At 61.8% G+C, this 21,909-nt stretch carries 21 protein-coding genes; 18 read left to right on the top strand and 3 right to left on the bottom strand.

Annotated elements, in window-relative coordinates; all coding sequences use genetic code 11:
* Positions 1-6 precede the first annotated feature (6 nt).
* From ftsW to ACR0JW_RS07640, 16 genes are all read left to right on the top strand, one after another.
* Positions 7-1,170: a putative lipid II flippase FtsW gene (gene ftsW, locus ACR0JW_RS07715; protein ID WP_170677944.1), complete on the top strand. Its 1,164-nt coding sequence runs from the start codon at positions 7-9 to the stop codon at positions 1,168-1,170.
* Positions 1,170-2,267: a UDP-N-acetylglucosamine--N-acetylmuramyl-(pentapeptide) pyrophosphoryl-undecaprenol N-acetylglucosamine transferase gene (locus ACR0JW_RS07710; RefSeq protein WP_170677942.1), complete on the top strand. Its 1,098-nt coding sequence runs from the start codon at positions 1,170-1,172 to the stop codon at positions 2,265-2,267. The genes ftsW and ACR0JW_RS07710 overlap by 1 nt, the downstream gene beginning before the upstream one ends.
* On the top strand, positions 2,264-3,673 hold the full coding sequence (gene murC, locus ACR0JW_RS07705; RefSeq protein ID WP_170677940.1) for a UDP-N-acetylmuramate--L-alanine ligase: 1,410 nt from the start codon (positions 2,264-2,266) through the stop codon (positions 3,671-3,673). Before ACR0JW_RS07710 ends, murC begins: the two co-directional genes overlap by 4 nt.
* 76 nt (positions 3,674-3,749) lie before the next feature.
* Positions 3,750-3,998, top strand: coding sequence for a DUF2484 family protein (locus ACR0JW_RS07700; RefSeq protein WP_170677938.1), 249 nt, complete (start codon positions 3,750-3,752; stop codon positions 3,996-3,998).
* Positions 3,995-4,261 carry a DUF2484 family protein gene (locus ACR0JW_RS07695; RefSeq protein ID WP_170677935.1) on the top strand — a complete coding sequence of 89 codons (267 nt, stop codon included), beginning with the start codon at positions 3,995-3,997 and terminating at the stop codon, positions 4,259-4,261. The genes ACR0JW_RS07700 and ACR0JW_RS07695 overlap by 4 nt, the downstream gene beginning before the upstream one ends.
* Positions 4,262-4,285: 24 nt before the next feature.
* A complete protein-coding gene (locus tag ACR0JW_RS07690) occupies positions 4,286-4,579 on the top strand; it encodes a hypothetical protein (protein ID WP_170615238.1) in 294 nt (97 codons plus the stop codon).
* On the top strand, positions 4,576-5,502 hold the full coding sequence (gene murB, locus ACR0JW_RS07685) for a UDP-N-acetylmuramate dehydrogenase (protein ID WP_170677933.1): 927 nt from the start codon (positions 4,576-4,578) through the stop codon (positions 5,500-5,502). Before ACR0JW_RS07690 ends, murB begins: the two co-directional genes overlap by 4 nt.
* A 104-nt stretch (positions 5,503-5,606) precedes the next feature.
* Positions 5,607-6,527 carry a D-alanine--D-alanine ligase gene (locus ACR0JW_RS07680; RefSeq protein ID WP_480713780.1) on the top strand — a complete coding sequence of 307 codons (921 nt, stop codon included), beginning with the start codon at positions 5,607-5,609 and terminating at the stop codon, positions 6,525-6,527.
* On the top strand, positions 6,515-7,519 hold the full coding sequence (locus ACR0JW_RS07675; RefSeq protein ID WP_170677929.1) for a cell division protein FtsQ/DivIB: 1,005 nt from the start codon (positions 6,515-6,517) through the stop codon (positions 7,517-7,519). Before ACR0JW_RS07680 ends, ACR0JW_RS07675 begins: the two co-directional genes overlap by 13 nt.
* Before the next feature lie 8 nt (positions 7,520-7,527).
* The gene (ftsA, locus tag ACR0JW_RS07670; RefSeq protein ID WP_170677927.1) at positions 7,528-8,862 is read left to right on the top strand and encodes a cell division protein FtsA; all 1,335 of its coding nucleotides are present in this window, start codon (positions 7,528-7,530) and stop codon (positions 8,860-8,862) included.
* On the top strand, positions 8,849-9,268 hold the full coding sequence (locus ACR0JW_RS07665; protein WP_170824656.1) for a hypothetical protein: 420 nt from the start codon (positions 8,849-8,851) through the stop codon (positions 9,266-9,268). The genes ftsA and ACR0JW_RS07665 overlap by 14 nt, the downstream gene beginning before the upstream one ends.
* Before the next feature lie 345 nt (positions 9,269-9,613).
* The gene (gene ftsZ / locus ACR0JW_RS07660; RefSeq protein ID WP_480713779.1) at positions 9,614-11,230 is read left to right on the top strand and encodes a cell division protein FtsZ; all 1,617 of its coding nucleotides are present in this window, start codon (positions 9,614-9,616) and stop codon (positions 11,228-11,230) included.
* Positions 11,231-11,443: 213 nt separating this feature from the next.
* On the top strand, positions 11,444-12,364 hold the full coding sequence (gene lpxC / locus ACR0JW_RS07655; protein ID WP_170677921.1) for a UDP-3-O-acyl-N-acetylglucosamine deacetylase: 921 nt from the start codon (positions 11,444-11,446) through the stop codon (positions 12,362-12,364).
* Between the two features lie 148 nt (positions 12,365-12,512).
* Complete coding sequence (locus ACR0JW_RS07650) at positions 12,513-13,373, top strand: outer membrane protein assembly factor BamD (RefSeq protein WP_170677920.1); 861 nt, start codon at positions 12,513-12,515, stop codon at positions 13,371-13,373.
* Between the two features lie 35 nt (positions 13,374-13,408).
* On the top strand, positions 13,409-15,058 hold the full coding sequence (gene recN, locus ACR0JW_RS07645) for a DNA repair protein RecN (RefSeq protein WP_170677919.1): 1,650 nt from the start codon (positions 13,409-13,411) through the stop codon (positions 15,056-15,058).
* 100 nt (positions 15,059-15,158) lie between these two features.
* Positions 15,159-16,844: a chloride channel protein gene (locus ACR0JW_RS07640; RefSeq protein WP_170677918.1), complete on the top strand. Its 1,686-nt coding sequence runs from the start codon at positions 15,159-15,161 to the stop codon at positions 16,842-16,844.
* A 49-nt stretch (positions 16,845-16,893) separates the two neighbouring features.
* Here ACR0JW_RS07640 and ACR0JW_RS07635 read toward each other — a convergent pair whose 3' ends face one another.
* Positions 16,894-17,811 (bottom strand): LysR family transcriptional regulator, encoded by a 918-nt coding sequence (locus ACR0JW_RS07635; protein WP_480713778.1) that lies wholly within the window; start codon positions 17,809-17,811, stop codon positions 16,894-16,896.
* A 137-nt stretch (positions 17,812-17,948) separates the two neighbouring features.
* Between ACR0JW_RS07635 and ACR0JW_RS07630 the strand changes: the two genes are divergently transcribed.
* Together ACR0JW_RS07630 and ACR0JW_RS07625 are read left to right on the top strand one after the other, a co-directional pair.
* Positions 17,949-18,542 (top strand): sulfotransferase family protein, encoded by a 594-nt coding sequence (locus ACR0JW_RS07630; protein ID WP_480713777.1) that lies wholly within the window; start codon positions 17,949-17,951, stop codon positions 18,540-18,542.
* Between the two features lie 213 nt (positions 18,543-18,755).
* Positions 18,756-19,571, top strand: coding sequence for a DUF2189 domain-containing protein (locus ACR0JW_RS07625; protein ID WP_170677914.1), 816 nt, complete (start codon positions 18,756-18,758; stop codon positions 19,569-19,571).
* Between the two features lie 62 nt (positions 19,572-19,633).
* Here the strand turns inward: ACR0JW_RS07625 and ACR0JW_RS07620 are convergent, their stop codons facing one another.
* Both ACR0JW_RS07620 and ACR0JW_RS07615 read right to left on the bottom strand, forming a co-directional pair.
* Positions 19,634-19,978, bottom strand: coding sequence for a DUF427 domain-containing protein (locus ACR0JW_RS07620; protein WP_170677912.1), 345 nt, complete (start codon positions 19,976-19,978; stop codon positions 19,634-19,636).
* 63 nt (positions 19,979-20,041) lie between these two features.
* Positions 20,042-21,832 (bottom strand): aminopeptidase P family protein, encoded by a 1,791-nt coding sequence (locus ACR0JW_RS07615; protein ID WP_480713776.1) that lies wholly within the window; start codon positions 21,830-21,832, stop codon positions 20,042-20,044.
* Positions 21,833-21,909 lie beyond the last annotated feature (77 nt).

Here is a 21,909-nt window from a genome sequence, read left to right as displayed (position 1 = left end):
TATCTCATGACTGAGATGGTGTATGGCGCGGTCCAGGACCAGCGCGGCGAACCGATTCTACCAAAGTGGTGGCGCACGATTGATCGCTGGACGATGTCCTGCGTTCTGATCCTGTTTGTCATCGGACTTTTGCTGGGGCTTGCCTCATCACCGCCACTGGCGGGGCGCAACGGGTTTGATCCGTTCCACTATGTCGAACGTCAGGCGTTTTTCGGCGGATTGGCGTTGATCGCAATGCTGCTGACTTCGATGATGTCGCCGACATTGGTGCGACGTCTGGCGGTGCTGGGTTTTCTGGCTTCCTTTGTGGCGCTGGCCTTTCTGCCTGTCTTCGGCACCGATTTCGGCAAAGGCGCGGTGCGCTGGTATTCGCTGGGGTTTGCCTCGCTGCAGCCGTCCGAGTTTCTGAAACCCGGGTTTGTTGTCGTGGCTGCATGGCTTCTTGCCGCATCACAGGAGATCAACGGCCCGCCGGGGCGGTTGTGGTCTTTCGCGCTGTGCACGGCCATTGTCGGAATGCTGGTGATGCAACCCGATTTCGGGCAGGCGTGCCTGATCCTGTTTGGTTGGGGTGTTATGTACTTTGTGGCAGGCGCACCGATGCTGTTGCTGGTCGGCATGGCTGCATTTGTGGTTCTGGGCGGCATGTTCGCCTATTCGAACTCGGAACACTTCGCCCGCCGTATTGACGGTTTCCTCAACCAGGAGGTCGATCCGACCACCCAGCTGGGCTATGCCACCAACGCCATCCGCGAGGGTGGGCTGTTCGGTGTCGGCGTCGGTGAAGGGCAGGTGAAATGGTCGCTGCCCGACGCGCATACGGATTTCATCATCGCCGTGGCGGCCGAGGAATACGGCCTGATCCTGGTGCTGATCATCATCGCGCTATACTCGCTGATCGTCGTGCGGTCGCTGCTGCGCCTGATGCGCGAGCGAGACATGTTCATCCGTCTGGCCGGAACCGGTCTGGCCTGCATGTTCGGTGTTCAGGCGATGATCAACATGGGCGTTGCCGTCCGCTTGTTGCCCGCCAAGGGCATGACGCTGCCGTTCGTCAGCTACGGCGGTTCATCGCTGATTGCAGGCGGCATTGCGGTCGGCATGCTTTTGGCGTTTACCCGCACCCGCCCACAGGGCGAACTGGGTGATATTCTGCGCGGACGAGGTTGATGAGCAAACCCTACCTTCTGATTGCGGCGGGCGGCACCGGGGGCCACATGTTCCCCGCGCAGGCGCTGGCCGAGGCGATGCTGCAAAAAGGATGGCGCGTGCGCCTGTCCACCGATGCCCGTGGCGCCCGGTACACCGGGGCCTTCCCCGACGCGACCGAGATTGTCGAGGCATCTTCGGCCACTTTCGCACGTGGTGGCTTGGCGGCCAAGGCGATGGTCGGGCCCCGGATCGCCGCCGGTGTGACGGGGATGGCGTTTCAGATGATGCGCGACCGCCCGGATGTGGTCGTGGGCTTTGGCGGCTATCCTTCGATTCCGGCGTTGGGTGCGGCGACGATGCTCAAAATCCCCCGCATGATCCATGAACAGAACGGGGTACTGGGCCGTGTGAACCAATTGTTCGCCACCCGTGTTGCACAAGTGGCCTGCGGCGTCTGGCCCACAGATCTGCCCGAAGGCGCACATGGCATCCATACCGGCAACCCGGTGCGCGCCGCTGTTCTGGATCGGGCCGCCGCAGGGTATATCCCGCCGGGTGATTACCCGATGTCGATCCTGGTGATGGGTGGCTCGCAGGGCGCACGCATCCTAAGCGATATGGTGCCCGGAGCCATCGCCGAACTGCCCGAAGATATCCGCAACCATATCCGCGTCTCTCATCAGGCGCGCGACGAAGATGGCGAACGGGTCACCGCGTTCTACAGCGACCACGGCATTCGCGCCGATGTTCGGCCCTTTTTCGACGATGTGCCCCGCCGCATGTCAGATGCCCAACTGGTCATCAGCCGTTCGGGCGCATCCAGTGTCGCCGATATCTCAGTGATCGGCCGCCCCTCGATCCTGATCCCCTTTGCTGCCGCGGCAGGGGACCACCAGACCGCCAATGCGCGCGGACTGGTTCAGGCGGGTGGGGCGATCATGATCCCCGAAAATGCACTTGACGTTGCCTCGCTGACACAGCAAATCACCACGGTTCTGACCAAGCCCGAAGCCGCACAGAAAATGGCCCGTGCCGCCTTGTCCGCGGGGGCGCCGGACGCAACCGAGCGACTGACAGCCCTTGTCGAACATCTGGCGCAGAAGGAGACCGCATGACCCCAGCAACCAAACTGCCGCAGGACGTAGGCCCGATCCATTTCGTCGGGATCGGAGGGATCGGGATGTCAGGCATCGCCGAGGTGTTGCTGAACCTTGGCTACCGGGTGCAGGGCTCCGACCTGAAAGCTTCCAAAATCACGGATCGTCTGGCTAGTCTGGGGGCCGAGATATTCGTGGGGCAGCGCGCCGAGAACCTGAAGAACGCCGCTGTTGTCGTTGTCTCGACCGCGATCAAGCCGGGCAATCCCGAACTGGACGAAGCCCGTGCGCAAGGCCTGCCGGTTGTCCGCCGCGCCGACATGCTGGCCGAGCTTATGCGCCTGAAATCCAACATCGCCATCGCCGGAACCCACGGCAAGACCACCACGACCACCATGATGGCCGAGCTTATGGTGGCGGGCGATTTCGACCCGACCGTCATCAATGGCGGCATCATCCACGCCTATGGCTCCAACGCGCGCATGGGGCAGGGCGAATGGATGGTGGTCGAGGCCGACGAATCCGACGGCTCGTTCAACCGACTGCCTGCGACAATCGCCATCGTCACCAATATCGACCCCGAGCATATGGAGCATTGGGGCGATTTCGACACCCTGCGCGACGGGTTCTATGAATTCGTCACGAATCTGCCGTTCTACGGTCTGGCCGTTTGCTGCACGGACCATGCCGAAGTGCAGGCACTGGTGGGCCGCATCACCGATCGCCGCGTCCGCACTTACGGTTTCAACGCGCAGGCGGATGTGCGGGCAGTGAACCTGACCTACAAGGGCGGTGTGGCGCATTTCGACATCCACCTGCAATACGAAGACAAAGTGATCGAAGGTTGCACCCTGCCGATGCCGGGCGACCACAACGTCTCGAACGCCTTGTCTGCAGTGGCTGTCGCCCGTCATCTGGGCATGAAGGCGTCGGAAATCCGCGAGGCGCTGGCGAATTTCGGCGGCGTCAATCGCCGCTTCACCAAGGTCGGGGAAGTCGACGGTGTCACCATCATCGACGACTACGGCCACCACCCGGTTGAAATCGCTGCCGTGCTAAAGGCGGCCCGTCAGGCCACCGACGGCCGCGTCATCGCCGTGCACCAGCCGCACCGTTATTCCCGCCTGTCGAACCTGTTCGATGACTTCTGCACCTGCTTCAACGACGCCGACGTGGTCGCCATCGCAGAGGTGTTCGCGGCCGGGGAAGACCCGATTGAAGGCGCCTCGCGCGATGCTCTGGTGCAAGGTCTGATCCGCCATGGCCACCGCCATTCCCGCGCGATCCTGAGCGAGGACGATCTGGAGCGCCTTGTCCGGGAACAGGCCCGTCCAGGCGACATGGTCGTCTGCCTCGGTGCCGGTACAATCAGCGCCTGGGCCAATGGATTGCCCGAAAGATTGCAGCGAAAACAAGCTGTTTGACCCTCGCGCTCATTTGGCGCACAACCCAAATGTATGATATGCTGCGGGCGGCTTCCGCGCGTCCTTGGAGGGGCGAATGGATTATTCGATGATCTTCTCAGCGCTCTGGGTGATCTGCGCTACTATCGTGGCGTTGTTGCCGATGCGGCTGCAATTCCCTCCGGGTATCATTTTGCTGATCTGTGCGCCGGTGCTGATCGTTTGGCTGGGCTACGTACATGGCTGGCTTTGGTCGCTGCTGGCTTTGGGCGGTTTTGTCTCGATGTTCCGCAATCCGATCCGCTATTACTGGCGCAAATGGGTGCGCGGGGAGGTCATGGAATGAACTGGTCCATTGCTCTCGCCGCTCTCTGGGGGGTTGCCGCGAATGTGCTGGCGATGATCCCCAGCAAGGACAATCACTGGACCCGCGCCTATGTCCTGATTGCGCTGGGGATCCCGATTCTGGGATTTGTGACCTATCAGAATGGCCCATGGGTAGGTTTGATCGTACTGGCCGCTGGCATGTCGGTGCTGCGCTGGCCGGTGATTTATCTGACCCGTTGGACAAAGGCGAAAATGCAGGGCATGAAGGCGGCTGACGAATAACCGGCCAACTTCACGAGGTCCGCCATGGCGACGATCACCACATTTGCCTATCTGCCGCTCATTTCCCTTGTTCTTGGTGCCGCCGCAGGGTTCACCGCAGGCCGCTGGATTGGACTGCGCGGTCTGTTGTGGCTGATTGGGCTGGCGTCTGCCGCCGGGCTGGTGCTGATCGTGATGCTGGCCAGCGTTGGAACGGGCGAAGAAGAGCAGGCATTCGGTCCGCTCGTCTGGCTGACCGCCGGTGTGCTTCCGTTTCTATTCGCCGCGATCATGGGCGGGGTCGGCGGGCGCAGCCTGGCTGCGCGTGCAGCCGAATGACAACCCTCCCCGCGACCCGAGGCCGCCTGTCCGAGGCCCGTCCGCTGGCCGACCTCACATGGCTTCGTGTCGGAGGACCGGCGGATTATTTGTTCCAGCCAGCCGACCTTGAAGATCTGCAATCGTTCCTGCGCGACCTGCCGGCGGATGTTCCGGTGTTCCCGATGGGCGTCGGTTCGAACCTGATTGTCCGCGACGGCGGCTTGCGGGCCATGGTGATCCGGCTGGGGCGCGGCTTCAACGGCATCTCGGTCAAGGGAAACACTGTTACCGCGGGCGCAGCGGCACTGGATGCACACGTGGCGCGCAAAGCAGCGGATGCGGGGGTCGACCTGACCTTCCTGCGCACCATCCCCGGCTCCATCGGCGGTGCGGTGCGCATGAACGCAGGCTGTTACGGCAACTACACGGCAGATGTACTGCGCAAGGCCACCATCGTGACCCGGCAGGGCAGTGTCGTGGACCTGTCGCCCGACCAACTGAACTTCCGCTACCGCCAGACAGACCTGCCCGAAGGCGCGGTTCTGGTCTCGGCCACGTTCGAAGGCCCCTCAGCCGATCCCGATGATCTCCATGCGCGCATGGCGGCGCAGTTGCAAAAGCGCGACGAGACACAGCCCACCAAGGATCGCAGCGCCGGTTCCACTTTCCGCAACCCTGCCGGTTTCTCCTCCACAGGCCGGGCCGATGACGTCCACGACCTGAAGGCGTGGAAAGTGATCGATGATGCGGGCATGCGCGGCGCGACACGTGGCGGGGCGCAGATGAGTCCAAAGCACTCGAACTTCCTGATCAACACCGGCACCGCCACCGCCGCCGACCTCGAAGGACTGGGCGAGGAGGTGCGAAAAAAGGTTTACGAAACAAGCGGCATCACGCTAGAGTGGGAAATCATGCGGGTCGGTGATCCGCTGACAGACTAAAGCCCCATCCGTCAGACCATAACAGGCAAATTCAGGCGGCGGATCAAAGGCATAAACAAGATACGGACCACCACATAAGGTCCGGGGACATTGAGGCGCACGAAGTGGGTAAGTCGAGCAGGACAAACCCCAAAGTGGCGGTATTGATGGGCGGCCCCTCGAAGGAACGCGAGGTCTCGCTCAGCAGCGGGCGCGAATGCGCAGCCGCCCTTAGGGAAGAAGGCTTTGAGGTGGTCGAACTGGACGCTGGTCCCGACCTTTACGCGCGTCTTCTGGATATCAAGCCGGATGTGGTTTTCAACGCCCTGCATGGCCGCTGGGGCGAGGATGGCTGTGTGCAGGGGGTGCTGGAATGGATGCGTATCCCGTATACGCATTCCGGGGTTCTGGCCTCGGCTCTGGCCATGGACAAGCAGCGCAGCAAGGAAGCGTTCCGCGTCGAAGGCCTGCCCATCGCCGAAAGCATCATCGCCCCAAAGGATGAGGTCGAAGCCGACCACGTCATGCCTGCGCCTTATGTGGTCAAACCCAACAACGAAGGCTCCAGCGTCGGTATCTATCTGGTGCACGAAGGCACCAACGGTCCCCCGAAACTGCCCGACGACATGCCGGATCAGGTGATGGTCGAACAGTACGTGGCGGGGCGAGAGCTGACCGTGACCGTGATGGGCGACCGTGCCCTGACCGTGACCGAGATCATGACCGAAGGCTGGTACGACTACGACGCCAAGTACAAGCCCGGTGGCTCGTCGCACGAACTGCCTGCCAAGATTCCGGCCGACATTTTCGACATGTGCATGGACTATGCCGTGCGCGCTCATAAGGTGCTGGGGTGCAAGGGGGTCAGCCGCACCGACTTCCGCTGGGACGATGCACAGGGCGCGGATGGTCTGTTCCTGCTGGAAACCAATACCCAGCCCGGCATGACGCCGACCTCGCTCGCGCCAGAACAGGGCGCGCATCTGGGCATGAGTTTCGGCCAGTTTTGCGCCTGGATGGTGGAGGACGCGTCATGCGACCGTTGACCGCCACCCGCGCACCCGTGATCCATTGCAGCAAGCCTCTCGCCGGACCGGATGCCGATTTCGCCACTGCCGAGCCGACCCCTCAGGCCAAGCCGAAACTGCAACTGCGCGGCGCCCGGTTTTTTGGTCGCAATGCCCGCCGCTCCGATCCCGCTCCGTCGCGGCTCAGCTACCGGTTCCAGCGCTGGATGCTGACACCCGGCATCCGGCTGAGCGTTCGTCTGGGCCTGCCGGTTTGCGTTGTTGCGGCGGCGGTCGGGCTCTATTTCGCGTCCGAAGACCGGCGCGAAGCGCTCAGCGCCTATATCGCCGACATCAAGACCTCGGTTCAGGAGCGCCCCGAATTCATGGTCAACCTGATGGCCATCGATGGTGCGGGGCCGGGCCTGTCCGACGACATCCGCGAAGTCGTGCCGTTGGACTTCCCGATCAGTTCCTGGGATCTGGATGTCGAACAAATGCGCGACACCATAACCGGACTAGACCCGGTGAAATCGGCCACCGTGCGCATTCGCCCGGGCGGCATTCTTCAGGTCGATGTGGTCGAGCGTCAGCCGGTCATCGTCTGGCGCACGCGCGACGGGATCGAGTTGTTGGATGAAACCGGTGCCCATGTTGATCAGGTCGCCTCGCGCAAGGATCATGCGGATCTGCCGTTGATCGCGGGTCAGGGGGCGGATCAGCATGTCGGCGAAGCACTGCGGATCCTGACCACGGCGCGCAGCCTCGGTGACCGCGTGCGCGGGCTGGTGCGCATCGGTGAACGCCGCTGGGACCTGGTCCTGGATCGTGGCCAGCGCATCATGCTGCCAACCGACCGCCCGGTTCGCGCGCTCGAGCGGGTATTGGCGGTGAACGAGGTACAGGACCTTCTGGAACGCGATGTGGCCGTGGTCGACATGCGCATCGGTCAGCGTCCGACCATCCGAATGACCAAAGCCGCCAGCGAAGACTGGTGGAACACAAAAGTGACAACGAGTAGCGGGCAGTAGCGACAATGATGACCGATCTTTATCAGTCCCAGCGGGCCATGCGGCAGATGCGCAGGCAAGCCATGCAAAGGGGCGTCATCGCCATTCTGGACGTGGGCAGTTCCAAGATCGCCTGTCTGGTGCTGCGATTTGACGGCACTGGCCGGCTGAGCGATGACAACAGCATCGGCTCTTTGGCCGGGCAGACCGGGTTCCGTGTCATAGGCGCCGCGACGACCCGCTCGCGCGGGGTGCAGTTCGGCGAAGTCACTGCCATGCAGGAAACCGAACGCGCCATCCGCACTGCCTTGCAGGCGGCACAGAAGATGGCGGACATTCGCGTTGATCACGTCATCGCCAGTTTCTCGGGCGCGAAGCCGCGCTCCTACGGTCTGGACGCTCAGGTCGATCTGGAAGGTCAGCTTGTGACCGAAGCCGAGGTCGGACGTGTGCTGAACGCCTGCGACGTTCCCGATTACGGGGCCGGGCGCGAGGTTCTGCATGCCCAGCCGGTGAACTTCGCGCTGGACAACCGGTCCGGCCTGATCGACCCGCGCGGACAAATGGGGCAGAGCCTTGCGGTCGATATGCACATGCTGACCGTTGATGCGGTGGCGATCCAGAACATCGTGCGGTGCATCAAACGTTGCGACCTGGAATTGGCGGGGATAGCGAATTCAGCCTATGTCTCGGGCATCTCGGCGCTGGTCGAGGACGAGCAGGAACTGGGCGCGGCCTGTATCGACATGGGCGGCGGCACGACCAGCGTGTCGATCTTCATGAAGAAACACATGATCTATGCCGATTGCGTGCGCATGGGTGGTGATCACGTGACCTCGGACATTTCCATGGGCCTCGGCGTGCCAGCGGCAGTGGCCGAGCGGATCAAGACGTTCAATGGCGGCGTGCATGCCACAGGGGCCGATGACCGCGATCTGATCGATATCGGTGGCGATACCGGCGACTGGGAACATGACCGTCGCACCGTCAGCCGTGCGGAACTGATCGGAATCATGCGCCCAAGGGTCGAGGAAATTCTCGAAGAGGTCCGTGTGCGGCTGGATGCAGCCGGGTTCGAACACATGCCCAGCCAGCAGATCGTTCTGACCGGCGGCGGCAGCCAGATCATGGGGCTGGACGGCCTCGCCACCCGTATCCTGGGTCAGCGGGTTCGCCTTGGTCGCCCTTTGCGCGTTCACGGCCTGCCGCAATCGGCCACAGGGCCGAGCTTTTCGTCTGCTGTGGGCCTCAGCCTGTTCGCCGCCCATCCGCAGGACGAGTGGTGGGATTTCGAGATCCCGGTCGACACCTATGCGGCGCGCCCCTTCAAACGCGCCGTGCGCTGGTTCCGTGACAATTGGTAGAAGGCTGCTTCGGGGGCTGATCGCCCCGTTGCTGTTGCCCGCCGGCGCGGTCGCTCAGACCGCCATCTCTCCCGACGCGTTTCTGGATGCGGTCATCGGCAAGACGGTCACGTTCTATGAGATCCGCAGCGGTCAGTTGGTCGGAACAGAGCAGTTTCTAAGTCGCAACATCTCGGTCTGGCGCGAGAATGGCCTGGGCTGCGTCTATGGTCAGATCACCACGCCAAACGGGCAGATCTGTTTCCTCTATGACAATGACACGGACGGGGTGCCAGTCTGTTGGTGGCCGTTTCTGCACCACGACCGGCTGCTGGTGCGCCTGGCCACCTTCGTCGGCGGTGAAATTCAGGAGGTCCGCCGAATAAGCGAGGATAGCCTCAACTGTCCAAGTGTCCCTGTCAGTTGAAAAATCGGCTTGCGGTGCCCGAGAATATCCCTCAAGATATCCACAAGGCCCGACAGAGGCCCGGCGGCAGGACCCGAGCAGGTACCCGCAAAACAAGAATGGACCCGATTGTGACGCATCTTCTGGCTGGCGGCACGAATTGCGCATGCCTTGTGGCGCCTTGCGTCCGCTCCGCAACATCTGGCAGATCGCGCGAAATACCGCCTCTGGCTGCCTTATTTCCTCCATATTTTGTGGATTCCTGCGATTTTTGACGTGACGTTTGTGGATATGACCGGTAGAATTACAGGCGGATAGGTAAGAAAAACACCGCTTTGGCGGGTTATAAGAACAGGCGGACAGAGCATGACATTGAATCTTTCGATGCCCGGGCACGACGAACTGAAGCCTCGGATCACAGTATTTGGCGTGGGCGGTGCAGGCGGCAATGCCGTCAATAACATGATTGAAAAACAGCTGGACGGCGTCGATTTCGTGGTCGCCAACACAGACGCGCAGGCGCTGCAGCAAAGCCAGTCCTCGGCGCGGGTGCAGTTGGGTGTGAAAGTCACCGAAGGCCTGGGCGCTGGGGCGCGTCCGACCGTAGGCGCCGCCGCCGCCGAAGAAAGCATCGAACAGATCGTCGATCATCTGGCTGGCGCGCATATGTGTTTCATCACCGCTGGCATGGGGGGTGGCACCGGGACAGGCGCGGCTCCGATCATCGCGCAAGCCGCGCGCGAGCTGGGTGTGCTGACTGTCGGCGTCGTAACCAAACCCTTCCAGTTCGAAGGTGCCAAGCGGATGCGTCAGGCCGAAGACGGTGTTGAGGCGCTGCAGAAGGTTGTCGATACGCTGATCATCATCCCGAACCAGAACCTGTTCCGTCTGGCCAATGAAAAGACGACCTTTACCGAGGCGTTCTCGATGGCCGACGACGTTCTGTATCAGGGCGTCAAAGGCGTGACCGACCTGATGGTCCGTCCGGGCCTGATCAACCTCGACTTTGCCGATGTTCGCGCCGTCATGGACGAGATGGGCAAAGCGATGATGGGGACCGGCGAGGCAACCGGCGAAGATCGCGCGGTACAGGCGGCCGAGAAAGCTATCGCCAACCCGCTGCTGGATGAAATCAGCCTCAAGGGTGCCAAGGGCGTGCTGATCAACATCACCGGTTCGCACGACCTGACCCTGTTCGAACTGGACGAAGCCGCCAACCGCATCCGCGAAGAAGTGGACCCCGAAGCCAACATCATCGTCGGTTCGACCCTCGATACCGCGATGGAAGGCGGCATGCGCGTGTCCGTCGTGGCCACTGGGATCGATGCAACCGACAAACAGGCCGAAATTCCGGTTGCGCGTCGTTCGATGTCGGCACCGCTGACCCGCACCGTTTCCGCGGAAGAGCAGGCGCAGGAAGAAGCACTGCCCGTTGCCGCAGAACAGCAGGTGCCTGCTGAGGTAAACCCCGAACCTTCGCTGTTCGAAGCGGCTGACGAGCCGGTTCAGTCCCAGCCTCAGTTCCAGCCGCAGGCGGAACAGGATGATGATGACCTGCCGCCGCCCGCCTATCAGCCGCGCGTGGCCGAATTTGAACCGCAGCCCGAGGTTGCGGAACCCGCGCCGGAAAGCTTTGTCGCACCGCGCGCCGCTGCTGCCGGCACTCCGTCCCCCGAGGCCCTGCAGAGACTGCAGGCGGCGGTTCAGAACGTGCCATCGGCAAAACAGCGCACGGCGGCAAGCCGCGCGGACGTCGAAGAAGCGGCCCCCGCACAGCGGGCGGAAGCTCATGACCGGCCCCGTTTCGGCTTCAACAGGCTGATCGACCGCATGACCGGTCATGCAGCCGATACACCCGCTCAACCGACCCGCCAACAGCCGGTCATGCGCCAGGCTGACGCCACGGCACCTGCCCATGAAGAGGCAGATCCGGATCAGGAACGTATCGAAATTCCGGCCTTCCTGCGCCGTCAGGCCAACTGATCGCGGTAACAAAATGATGACAAGGGGTCGCCGTTTGGCGGCCCTTTTTCGTTTAAAATAAAGTGCTTATTGTAATGTAAGCAGGGTTTTGCCGATCTGTAACATCCATGTTTCAATCGGTTGCAAAGAGTGAGTTGAGCCTTATCGCCGGCTTCCTTAACTGAGTGTCCAACACAGCCCAAGCAGGCTGGACATCACTCACTGAGGTCAGTTTTGCAACACACGCTCAAATCATCGGTCACGTTTACAGGCACCGGGCTGCACAGCGGCAAGCCTGCGACGATGGTCCTGAAGCCGGCAGCCGCCGGTCACGGCATCTGGTTCAAGCGGACGGATATCGAATTGGGCAATGCGCTGATCCCGGCCATCTACGACATGGTGGACCGGACCCCGCTCTGCACCCGTCTGGTGAATGAGGCCGGTGTTTCCGTTTCAACCGTTGAACACATCATGGCGGCCCTTGCCGGTTGCGGCGTGCACAACGCGCTGGTCGAGATTGATGGTCCCGAAGTTCCGATCATGGACGGCTCGTCCATCGAATTCGTGCGCGGTATCATGGCCAAGGGCGTGCGCCGTCAGGCCAGCCCTGTTCTGGCCTACGAAGTGCTCAAGCCGGTCACCGTCTCTCGCGAGGGCGCAAGCGCCTCGATCGCTCCGGCGAATGGGCTGTTCATCGATTTCCACATCGATTTCGAAGATGACGCGATTGGCAACCAGACCAAGACGCTGGATATGCGCAACGGCTCGTTCGCACGCGAACTCAGCGATTGCCGCACGTTCTGCCGCCGCACTGATGTCGAAGCGATGCGCGAAAACGGCCTGGCGCTGGGTGGTACGCTGGACAACGCAGTTGTTGTTCAAGGCACCGACGTTCTGACACCAGGCGGATTCCGCCGCGCGGATGAGGCCGTACGCCACAAGATGCTGGATGCCCTGGGCGACCTGTATCTGGCGGGCGGTCCGATTCTGGGCCACTTCACTGGCGACAAGTCCGGTCATTCGATGACCAACACGCTGCTGCGCAAGCTGTTCGAGACGCCCGGCGCCGTGCGCCCCGTGCTGTGCACCCCCGAACAGGCGGCCCGACTGCCCGGTCAGGGCCTGATCTGGGCGGAAATCCCCGAAGTCGCCTGATCTGGGCGGTCCGCGAGATGCCGCGGATCAACACTGGCGACATTTCCGACAGAGAGCGTTAAAGACGTTTTGCACCGGAATTTTCTGTGCTAGACCATGGCACAATCCGGGTCAGAACCCGTTAAGCAAGACGACAAGGATGAGCGGAATGGTGGGCAGCAAAGCGGCAGTCAGGTTCGCAGGGGCGATTCTTCTGGCAGCAACTTTAGCAGCGTGCGGCAATGGCGGACTTTTCGGAAGAAGGGGCGCGGACCGCGACCAGAACCTGGAAGGCTTCACGCCCGAACAGATTTACACGCGCGGTGAATACGAACTGTCGCAGAACCGTTCTGACGATGCGGCGTGGTATTTCTCGGAAGTCGAACGGCTCTATCCCTATTCTGACTGGGCCAAACGGTCGCTGATCATGCAGGCCTTCGCGTTCCATACCGACGAGAACTATGAAGAAAGCCGGGCGGCAGCTCAGCGGTATATCGATTTCTATCCCACGGACGAAGATGCCGCCTATGCCCAGTATCTGCTGGCGCTCAGCTACTATGACCAGATCGACGAAGTGGGCCGCGATCAGGGCCTGACCTTTCAGGCGCTGCAGGCGCTGCGCACGGTGATCGAGGTCTATCCGGACAGTGAATACGCCACCTCTGCGGTGCTGAAATTCGATCTCGCCTTCGACCATCTGGCCGGAAAAGAGATGGAGATCGGACGCTATTACCTGCGTCAAGATCATTTCGCCGCCGCCATCAACCGCTTCCGCGTCGTGGTCGAGGATTTTCAGACCACCTCGCACACCGCCGAAGCGCTGTATCGTCTGGTCGAGGCTTACCTGTCGTTGGGACTGGTGGATGAGGCGCAGTCGGCCGGTGCGATCCTGGGCTACAACTACCAGTCCTCGGAATGGTACGACAGCGCTTATACCCTGCTGACTTCGCGCGGCCTCAAAGTCAAGAGCCGTGGCAACAACTGGCTCAGCCAGGTTTACCGTCAATCGATCAAAGGGCAGTGGTTGTAATCGCCATGACCATAGGGTTGGGACAGTAGGACCCGATGCTACGCGCCCTTGATATTCGCGACATGCTGATCATCGACCGGCTGGAACTGACTTTCCAGCCGGGTCTCAATGCGCTGACCGGTGAAACCGGTGCGGGCAAGTCGATCCTGCTGGATTCTCTGGGCTTTGTTCTGGGCTGGCGCGGTCGCGCCGAACTGGTGCGGCAGGGGGCAGCACAGGGAGAAGTGGTGGCCGAGTTCGAACTGCCAGCCGATCATCCCGCCCATGCCGTTCTGGCCGAGGCCGGGCTGCCCGGCGGCGAAGAACTGATCCTGCGCCGCGTCAACACGGCCGAGGGCCGCAAAACCGCGTGGGTCAATGACCGCCGCTGCTCGGGCGAGGTGCTGCGCGCGCTGTCCGAGACATTGATCGAACTGCACGGCCAGCACGATGACCGCGGCCTGCTGAACCCGCGCGGGCATCGTGTTCTGCTGGACGACTATGCCGGGGCAGGGAATCAGCTTAGCGCCGTCCGAGCGGCCTGGTCACAGATGTCCCGCGCCCGCCAGGCGCTGACCGAGACCGAAGGCACGCTGGCCGCAATGCGCGCCGAAGAAGAGTTTCTGCGCCACGCCGTGTCGGAACTGGATCAGCTTGATCCTCAGCCGGGTGAAGATGCCGAACTCGACGCCCGCCGCCGCATGATGCAGGGGGCCGAACGGATCCGCGACGACGTGGCCCGTGCCTTTGCCCTGTTGGGCGGCGAGGGCGCCGAAGGCGCTTTGGCCGACGCGGTGCGCTGGCTTGAAGGTGTGTCGGACCATGCCGGCGGCCAGCTTGAAGAGCCCATCGCCGCCCTCGGCCGCGCCATGATTGAACTGGGCGAAGCGCAGGATGGCGTCAACGCCTGCCTTCAGGCGCTGGATTTCGACCCGACAGAACTGGAACAGACCGAGGAACGCCTGTTCGCCATTCGCGCGCTGGCCCGCAAACACGACGTCGCGCCTGACGATCTGGGCGCTTTCGCCGACACCCTGCGTGAGCGTCTGAACCGGCTGGACGCCGGAGATGCCGACCTTGCCGACAGGCGTGCCGCTGTCGAGGCCGCGCAGGCCGCCTACGATGCCGCCGCAGCCCAGCTCAGCAGCACGCGTCGGAATGCGGCTGGGCAACTCGACGCGGCCGTGATGGCTGAACTTGCACCGCTGAAAATGGAACGCGCGGTGTTTCGGACTGAAATCACACCAGCCGATCCCGGCCCCGAAGGCACCGATGCAGTGGCCTTCACCGTCGCTACCAATCCCGGGGCGCCCTCGGGACCGCTGAACAAGATCGCATCCGGCGGTGAACTCAGCCGCTTCCTGCTGGCGCTCAAGGTTTGCCTCAGCGGTGATGACAGCGCCCGCACGATGATCTTCGATGAAATCGACCGGGGTGTCGGCGGTGCCACTGCCGATGCGGTTGGCCGCCGCCTGGCCGCACTGGCGCAGGGGGGGCAGGTGTTGGTCGTGACGCATTCGCCGCAGGTGGCCGCGCGGGCCGCGCATCACTGGCGTGTGCAGAAACAGATTGCGGACGGGCAAACCCTGTCCACCGTCATCCCGCTGGCCGACCCGGACCGGGTGGATGAGATTGCCCGCATGGTCGCAGGCGACACCATAACGGACGAAGCCCGCGCCGCCGCACGCGCTTTGTTGCAGGCCTGAGACATATCTGCCGCTTTCCGGTTCTCAAACCGTCGCTATCCCACTTTTATAAGGACGCACCGTGGCTTACTAATGAGGGAACGATGACCTCCGAGGGCAAATGACCCAGTCGACCCGCACCGTTCTGCGCAATCAGCTCAATCAGGCACTGGCCGCGATCAAGGATGCATGGCGGGTGATGCTCCGCCGGGGACCCAGCCAGATTCAGTTCTGGTTCATTGCCCTGGCCATCGGTATCGCGGCGGGTTTCATGGCGCTGGGATTCCGCAAGGCCATCGCCGCACTTCAGGCGTATATCTACAACACCGAAGATATTCTTCTGCTGCACAGCCATGTGGAAAAGCTGCCCTGGGTCCTGATCCTGATCACGCCGATCATCGGTGGCCTGGTTGTCGGTATCATCCTGCACATTTTCACCGATGACGGGCGTGTCCGGTCCGTGGCGGACGTGATGGAAGGTTCTGCAGTCACTGATGGGAGGGTCGAGATCAAGGCCGGGATCGCGTCTTTCCTCGCCTCGCTCATCACGCTCAGCTCGGGCGGCTCGACGGGTCGTGAAGGGCCGGTGGTTCACATGGCGGGCGTCATTTCAACATGGGTCAGCAACCGCATCCACGCGGACGGCATCACCGGTCGCGACCTGCTGGGCTGTGCCGTGGCCGCCGCCGTCTCGGCCAGCTTCAACGCCCCCATTGCGGGTGCGCTTTTCGCGCTCGAAGTGGTTCTGCGCCATTTCGCGGTCCATGCCTTCGCCCCTATCGTTATTGCCTCGGTCGCGGGGACGGTTATCAACCGTCTGGCCTATGGTGACGTCACCGAGTTTGTCCTGGAGACCCCCGGATCGCTGCAATTCTATGTGGAGTTGCCCGCGTTCCTGATCCTCGGGCTGATCTGCGGGTTCGTCTCTCTGCTGCTGATGCGCTCGATCTTCTTTGCCGAGGATATCGGCAACCACATCCAGACCCGCCTGTCTCTGCCGCGCTGGCTGCGGCCGGCGGTATCTGGGGCGATGCTGGGGCTGATGGCGATCTGGTTCCCGCATATCATCGGTGTCGGGTACGAGACCACGATCCGCGCCCTGACCGGCGACCTGCTGCTGACCACCGCAATCCTGTTTGCCGTTCTCAAGACCGTTGCGGTCGCCATTACCATGGGCGGCCGCATGGGTGGCGGTGTGTTCTCACCGTCGCTGATGATCGGCGCGCTGACCGGGCTGGCCTTTGGCCTGATCGCCACCGGCCTGCTGCCGGACGTATCGGGGACCCACACGCTCTATGCTTTTGCCGGAATGGGCGCGGTCGCGGCAGCGGTGCTTGGCGCGCCGATCTCGACCACGCTGATCGTGTTCGAACTGACCGGAGACTGGCAGATCGGCCTTGCGGTGATGGTCTCGGTTTCGATGTCCACCGCGCTGGCTTCGCGCCTGGTGGACCGGTCCTTCTTCCTGACACAACTGGAGCGCCGCAATGTGCATCTGGCCGCGGGGCCGCAGGCCTACCTGCTGGCCATGTTGCGCGCTGGTGCCGTGATGCGCCCGCTCGGAGATCCGCGCTCGATCACCAGGGACGAGGCGCAGGAGTTGATTGAACAGGGCTTCTGCATTCAGGCCAGCGCCACGCTTGAGGCTGCGATGCCCTATTTCGACCGCGATGACATCCCCTGCATTCCGGTGGTTCTGATCGAAGATAACGGTGTCGAAACCCCGGTCGGCGCGCTTTATCAAATAGATGCGCTCAAGGCGTATAACCGCGCGCTGGCGGCGACAGCGGCCGAGGAGCATTCGTAGCGAGGCGGAAGCCGGTACGTTGCGCTGCGTCTTCTGAAACGGCTGCCGCTCAGCCGGTTGGCGCTTTCCTCGCTTCTTCCTTGATCACAGACCGGACCCAACGTGCCAGTTTCGACCGGTCGGTTGCAGCGGTCCAGTACATATGCTCTGCCATGCCCGTGTCAAAACCGAAGGGCCGCAGAGCAAGCCTGTCCCTGAACCGGTGGGCCATCCGTGACGGCAACGCGGCCAGCAGGTCGGTGCCCACGATGATTTCGCCAAAGGATATCGCATCACTGCTGACGATCGAACGCCGCAGGCTGATGCCCTGTTCGGCGGCATAGCGAACCGGCGCCTGCTGCCAGCCGGGGCGCGGTTCGAAATGGACGAAATTCATCTCCTTGATGTCGTCCAGCCCCAGGACCTCTTTCTTTGCCAGCGGGTGTGACGGATCCATCATGCAGACATGCTGCTCGCGGTTCAGGTATTCTTCGCCGTAAATCCCGCTGTCCGACACTTTCTGCGGCCCGAGGTAGATATCGGCGCTGCCACTCAGCAACAAGTCGCTGGCAAGGCCGTAGTTATAGTTCAGGATCAGCCGGATCGCTGGTGCTTCGCGCCGGAGCCGTCGAACAACTTGCGGCAAAACAAGCAACGTTTCGTAACTGGTGATGTTGATCCGGATCTCTCCCTCGGACTGCTTCGGATCGAATGCCTCATCGTCGCGAAACTGCTCGGCTTCTTCCAACATGTGCTCCACCCGGTCCATGAGCCGATGACAATGGTGCGTGGGTGCTATCCCCCCGCCTTGTTTGACGAACAGGGGATCCTGCGCTGCCTTTCTGACACGTTCGATCGTGTAACTGACCGAAGACGGGTTCATGCCCAGCTCGGCCGCGGCCTTTGCGAATGAGCGGTGCGTGTACACCAGCTTCAGCGTACGAAGCGCCGCGAAATCGAGCGAGAGTATTTCTGGCGCTGTGGACATCGGAACCCTGTCTACGTGTGTTTGAAAAATTCAATGCAATGAAACGGATTGATCTGATTGTTCAATCTGACACATCCGGACATCCTTAGGCAAGCAGACCCGTCACGGGATGCATTGCAACAGACCGGAGGATGAACATGACTTTGAAAGTGATCGGAGCCGGATTTGGACGGACAGGAACGGAAAGCCTCAAGCGGGCGCTTGAAGCCCTTGGGCTCGGACCGACGCACCACATGTACGAGGTCATGGACAGCGAAACGCAGCGGGAACGCTGGATCGCTTTCGCAAACGGGGCAACACCGGACTGGCCCTCGCTGTTTGAAGGATACAACAGCGCCGTGAACTGGCCATCAGCCGCCTACTGGCGCGAAACGATGGCCTTCTACCCGGATGCCAAAGTGGTGCTGACCCACCGGCCCGCCGAAGACTGGTGGAACAGTTTCACCAATACGATTCAGACAGCGCTGCTATCGGGCACGGATGTCGGCGGTCTGGGAACCAGCGTGATAACCGAAGGGGTTTTCGGCGGAAACATCCAGGACAAGGCGCATGTTCTGTCTGTTTACGAGGACACGATCGCCAGGGTCCGAAACGAAGTGCCTACCGAACGGCTTATCGACCTGCCGCTTGGGTCCGGCTGGGGGCCTTTGTGCAGGGGGCTGGGCTTGCCGGAACCCGACATGGACTATCCCCAAGGCAACACAAAGGCAGGGTTCCGGGCGGTTGCATAGCCCTCACGTATAACGCAGGCCATGGGAACCGGCGACCCTTGACGCGAAATTGCTGATTTTCCGCATTCCCTGCGAACAATTGGCCAAAATACTCGCTTCTTGCCCTTGTGCCGCACCTGATGCAAACTTGATCGCAGAGGAGGGATGTCTGTTTCTCCGTTGGGTCTGTTTGGAAGCGGACCAGAACGGTGCAGCTGCTTTGGGAGGAGTGTCATGACATCCAAGACTGCGGGTTCCACGCCACCGGACAATCTGACGCCGCCGCAGGCCATGCCCAGGATCAACAAGGTCACTGCGGAAGATATCACCGCGTCCCTGAAGGCCGGCTTTTCCGATTTTCTGGCCCGCCCCTTCATGAGTGGCTTTTTTGGCCTTTTCTATGCGGTATTCGGCATCCTGTTTGTCTGGAGCCTGGTCTGGCTTGGCAAGATCTGGATGATCATTCCAGCGGTCGTCGGCTTCCCTCTGGTCGCGCCATTTGCTGCCGCCGGGCTGTATGAGATGTCCCGCCGGATGCAGAACGACGAGAGTTTCGGCTGGTCTGAAATCCTCACCGTCATGGCCAACCAACGCAAGCGCGAAATGGGCTGGATGGCCTTTGTCACCCTGTTCATTTTCTGGGTGTGGATTTATCAGGTCCGTCTATGGCTGGCGATCATCCTACAGAATGCATCTTTCTCGGATTTCGACGGGTTTCTGAACACCGTGTTCTTCACACCGCAGGGCTGGACTTTCCTGGCCGTTGGCACCTGCGTCGGCGCATTTCTGTCGGCTGCCTTGTTCACGGTGACCGTCATCGCCATGCCCATGCTGCTTGACCGGGAAACCAATTTCGTCTCTGCCATGATCACGTCCATTCGCGTCGTCACGGAAAACCCCGTGGTCATGCTTGGCTGGGCGGCGATCATCTCGGTCACCATGCTGTTGTCGCTTGTCCCGGCGTTTCTGGGACTGATCTTCACCCTGCCGATCCTTGGCCACACAACATGGCATCTCTATCAGCGGGCCGTGCAACCCGCCGAGGGGTGATCCGGCCTGCCATCACTTGGTGCAACTGTCGGCTTCGACTGACTTCTCAACACCGGATGGTTCTACAACTGTTCGACCTTCACCGAATCCAGCGGATAGAACGCCAGATAGCCCTTGATTTCGACCACCGCCGGGATCGGGTCTTCATAGCTCCACGCGGCGTTTTCGGTTGTCGAGGATTTGTTGACGATCGAGAAATGCGTGGCGTCGCCTTTGTGCGGGCAGTGGGTGACTTTATCCGTCTGGTCCAGAAAGACCATCGCGATATCGGAGCGTGGGAAATAGATCACCGGATCCAGATTCCCCTCAAGCAACTCCAGCGCGCCCGTGGTTTCGCCCAGAATCGCGCCACCTGACCGAACGCTCCATTTTCCAGGCGCCTTGCGGATTGTTATGTGGTCGGTCATGTCTGCTCCTTCTTTTGTCGCGTCGGGGCCTTTCCTCTGCCCAGTCTATGTAACAGCCGGATGTCACACCGGCGCGGTTGCGGCATCCAACCACAGTTGCGCGTCATGGCCCAGCCTTGGCCTGATTTTTTCCGCAACTTCGCGGTGATACTCGTTCAGCCATGCCCGTTCCTGCGGGGACAAGATGTCGGCGACGATCAACCGCCGGTCGATAGGCACAAAGGTCAGCGTACGCCAGTTCAGCATCGCCCGTTCGGTATCACCACCGGGCAGCGAGGGGGCTTCTTCCACAACCACCAGATTCTCGATCCGGATACCAAAGGCACCTTCCCGGTAGTACCCCGGCTCATTTGACAGGATCATACCGGGTTCCAGCGCAACATGGCTGACCTTGGACAGGCGCTGCGGGCCTTCGTGCACGCTCAGATAGGCACCGACGCCGTGGCCCACGCCGTGGTTGAAATCCTGCCCCGCGGACCACAGCGGCGCGCGCGCCACACATTCGATGTCGCGCCCGGACAGCCCGACGGGCCAGCGTAGCATGGACATGGCAATCATGCCTTTCAACACGCGCGTGAAGCAGGCGCTTTCCTCGTCACCGGTGGTGCCGATCGCAACGGTTCGGGTGATGTCTGTGGTGCCGTCCAGATATTGCCCTCCGCTGTCCAGAACCAGAATATGGCCATCCTTTAGCAGGCTGTCTGTCTCGGTCGTCACCCGGTAATGCATGATTGCGCCGTTTGGCCCGGTGCCCGCAATGGTGTCGAACGAGATATCCCGCAGTGCCGCGTCCTGCCGTCGGTTTTCCTCCAGCCGGGTGACGACCTGCGTTTCGGTCAGGCTGCCTGGGGGCTGCGCGTCCAACCAGCACAGCGTTTCGATCACCGCGACCGCATCGCGCAGATGGGCCTCGGCGCTGCCCGCGATTTCCGCAGTGTTCTTGCACGCTTTGGGCAGGGCGCAGGGGTCGCCCCCCTCGGCCATCCTGTCGCCCAGAGCGTCCGCAACAATCTGCGGCAGTGTCGCCGGATCGACCTGCACCGAACCAGCCAGCCCGCTTATGGCCTGCAAAAACGCATCCGGTTCGTGCTGGCGCACCCGAGGCCCCAAATGATCGGCAACATCGGACAGCTTTTTGGCGGCCATGAACAGATCCACTCCACCGTCGGCATGCAGAATCGCAAACCCGTGCGCCACCGGGTTGTACCCGATATCCGATCCCCGGATGTTCAGCAGCCACATGATCGAGTCCGGCAGCGTGACCACCGCAGCCGCATGTCCCGCCTTTTGCAGCGCTTCGGCTAGGCGGCTGATCTTGCTTTCAGCGGATTCACCCGCGAATTCAATCGGGTGCTTGCTGACCGGGTTCATCGGTGGCGCAGGCTGGTCCGCCCAGATCCGGTCCACCAGGTTCGGACAGCGGACCATTTCGATACCGCTGCCCTGCAGATCCTTCTGCGTGCTCGTGATCTGACCCACGGCATGCAGCCAGGGGTCAAACCCGACCTTGCCGCCCTGTGGCAGCTGTTCTTTCAGCCAGGCGGCCAACCCGATATCGGGCCAGGGAACCGGAGAATACACATCCGCGACCTGCGCCTTGACCTGCGTGCGATAGCGCCCGTCGATGAATACACCCGCCACGTCTTTCAGCGCGGCACAGAACCCGGCCGATCCGGTGAACCCGGTCAACCAGGCCAGACGCTCATCGCGCGGCGCTACATATTCCCCCTGATGCGCATCTGCGCGGGGAACCAGAAATCCGCCCAGCCCTTCCTGAGCCATCTCACTGCGCAAGGCCGCCAGCCTGGGCGGCCCCTGTTCCGGGCGGGCGGTCACTTCGAATGTCTGGAACATGGGGGTCTCGTTTGTCGCTGGCTGTTTGCGCGAAAAGTGGGCGGTGCAGCCGGAAATGTCCAGCCGGGAAAACCGCG

This window comes from Ruegeria sp. BG6 (genome assembly GCF_056538465.1).
This window is presented reverse-complemented; position numbering and strand designations above follow the sequence as displayed.

What these genes read in the sequence shown, in the direction of transcription:
- ACR0JW_RS07690 (WP_170615238.1), top strand. Translation starts at nt 4,286, where the DNA reads ATGGCGACGATCACCACATTTGCCTATCTGCCGCTCATTTCCCTTGTT.
- recN (WP_170677919.1), top strand. Translation starts at nt 13,409, where the DNA reads ATGCTACGCGCCCTTGATATTCGCGACATGCTGATCATCGACCGGCTG.
- ACR0JW_RS07620 (WP_170677912.1), bottom strand. Translation starts at nt 19,978, where the DNA reads ATGACCGACCACATAACAATCCGCAAGGCGCCTGGAAAATGGAGCGTT.
- murC (WP_170677940.1), top strand. Translation starts at nt 2,264, where the DNA reads ATGACCCCAGCAACCAAACTGCCGCAGGACGTAGGCCCGATCCATTTC.
- ACR0JW_RS07615 (WP_480713776.1), bottom strand. Translation starts at nt 21,832, where the DNA reads ATGTTCCAGACATTCGAAGTGACCGCCCGCCCGGAACAGGGGCCGCCC.
- murB (WP_170677933.1), top strand. Translation starts at nt 4,576, where the DNA reads ATGACAACCCTCCCCGCGACCCGAGGCCGCCTGTCCGAGGCCCGTCCG.
- ACR0JW_RS07630 (WP_480713777.1), top strand. Translation starts at nt 17,949, where the DNA reads ATGACTTTGAAAGTGATCGGAGCCGGATTTGGACGGACAGGAACGGAA.
- ACR0JW_RS07625 (WP_170677914.1), top strand. Translation starts at nt 18,756, where the DNA reads ATGACATCCAAGACTGCGGGTTCCACGCCACCGGACAATCTGACGCCG.
- ACR0JW_RS07635 (WP_480713778.1), bottom strand. Translation starts at nt 17,811, where the DNA reads ATGTCCACAGCGCCAGAAATACTCTCGCTCGATTTCGCGGCGCTTCGT.
- ACR0JW_RS07710 (WP_170677942.1), top strand. Translation starts at nt 1,170, where the DNA reads ATGAGCAAACCCTACCTTCTGATTGCGGCGGGCGGCACCGGGGGCCAC.
- ACR0JW_RS07675 (WP_170677929.1), top strand. Translation starts at nt 6,515, where the DNA reads ATGCGACCGTTGACCGCCACCCGCGCACCCGTGATCCATTGCAGCAAG.
- ACR0JW_RS07695 (WP_170677935.1), top strand. Translation starts at nt 3,995, where the DNA reads ATGAACTGGTCCATTGCTCTCGCCGCTCTCTGGGGGGTTGCCGCGAAT.
- ftsZ (WP_480713779.1), top strand. Translation starts at nt 9,614, where the DNA reads ATGACATTGAATCTTTCGATGCCCGGGCACGACGAACTGAAGCCTCGG.
- ACR0JW_RS07640 (WP_170677918.1), top strand. Translation starts at nt 15,159, where the DNA reads ATGACCCAGTCGACCCGCACCGTTCTGCGCAATCAGCTCAATCAGGCA.
- ftsA (WP_170677927.1), top strand. Translation starts at nt 7,528, where the DNA reads ATGACCGATCTTTATCAGTCCCAGCGGGCCATGCGGCAGATGCGCAGG.
- ftsW (WP_170677944.1), top strand. Translation starts at nt 7, where the DNA reads ATGACTGAGATGGTGTATGGCGCGGTCCAGGACCAGCGCGGCGAACCG.
- ACR0JW_RS07650 (WP_170677920.1), top strand. Translation starts at nt 12,513, where the DNA reads ATGGTGGGCAGCAAAGCGGCAGTCAGGTTCGCAGGGGCGATTCTTCTG.
- ACR0JW_RS07700 (WP_170677938.1), top strand. Translation starts at nt 3,750, where the DNA reads ATGGATTATTCGATGATCTTCTCAGCGCTCTGGGTGATCTGCGCTACT.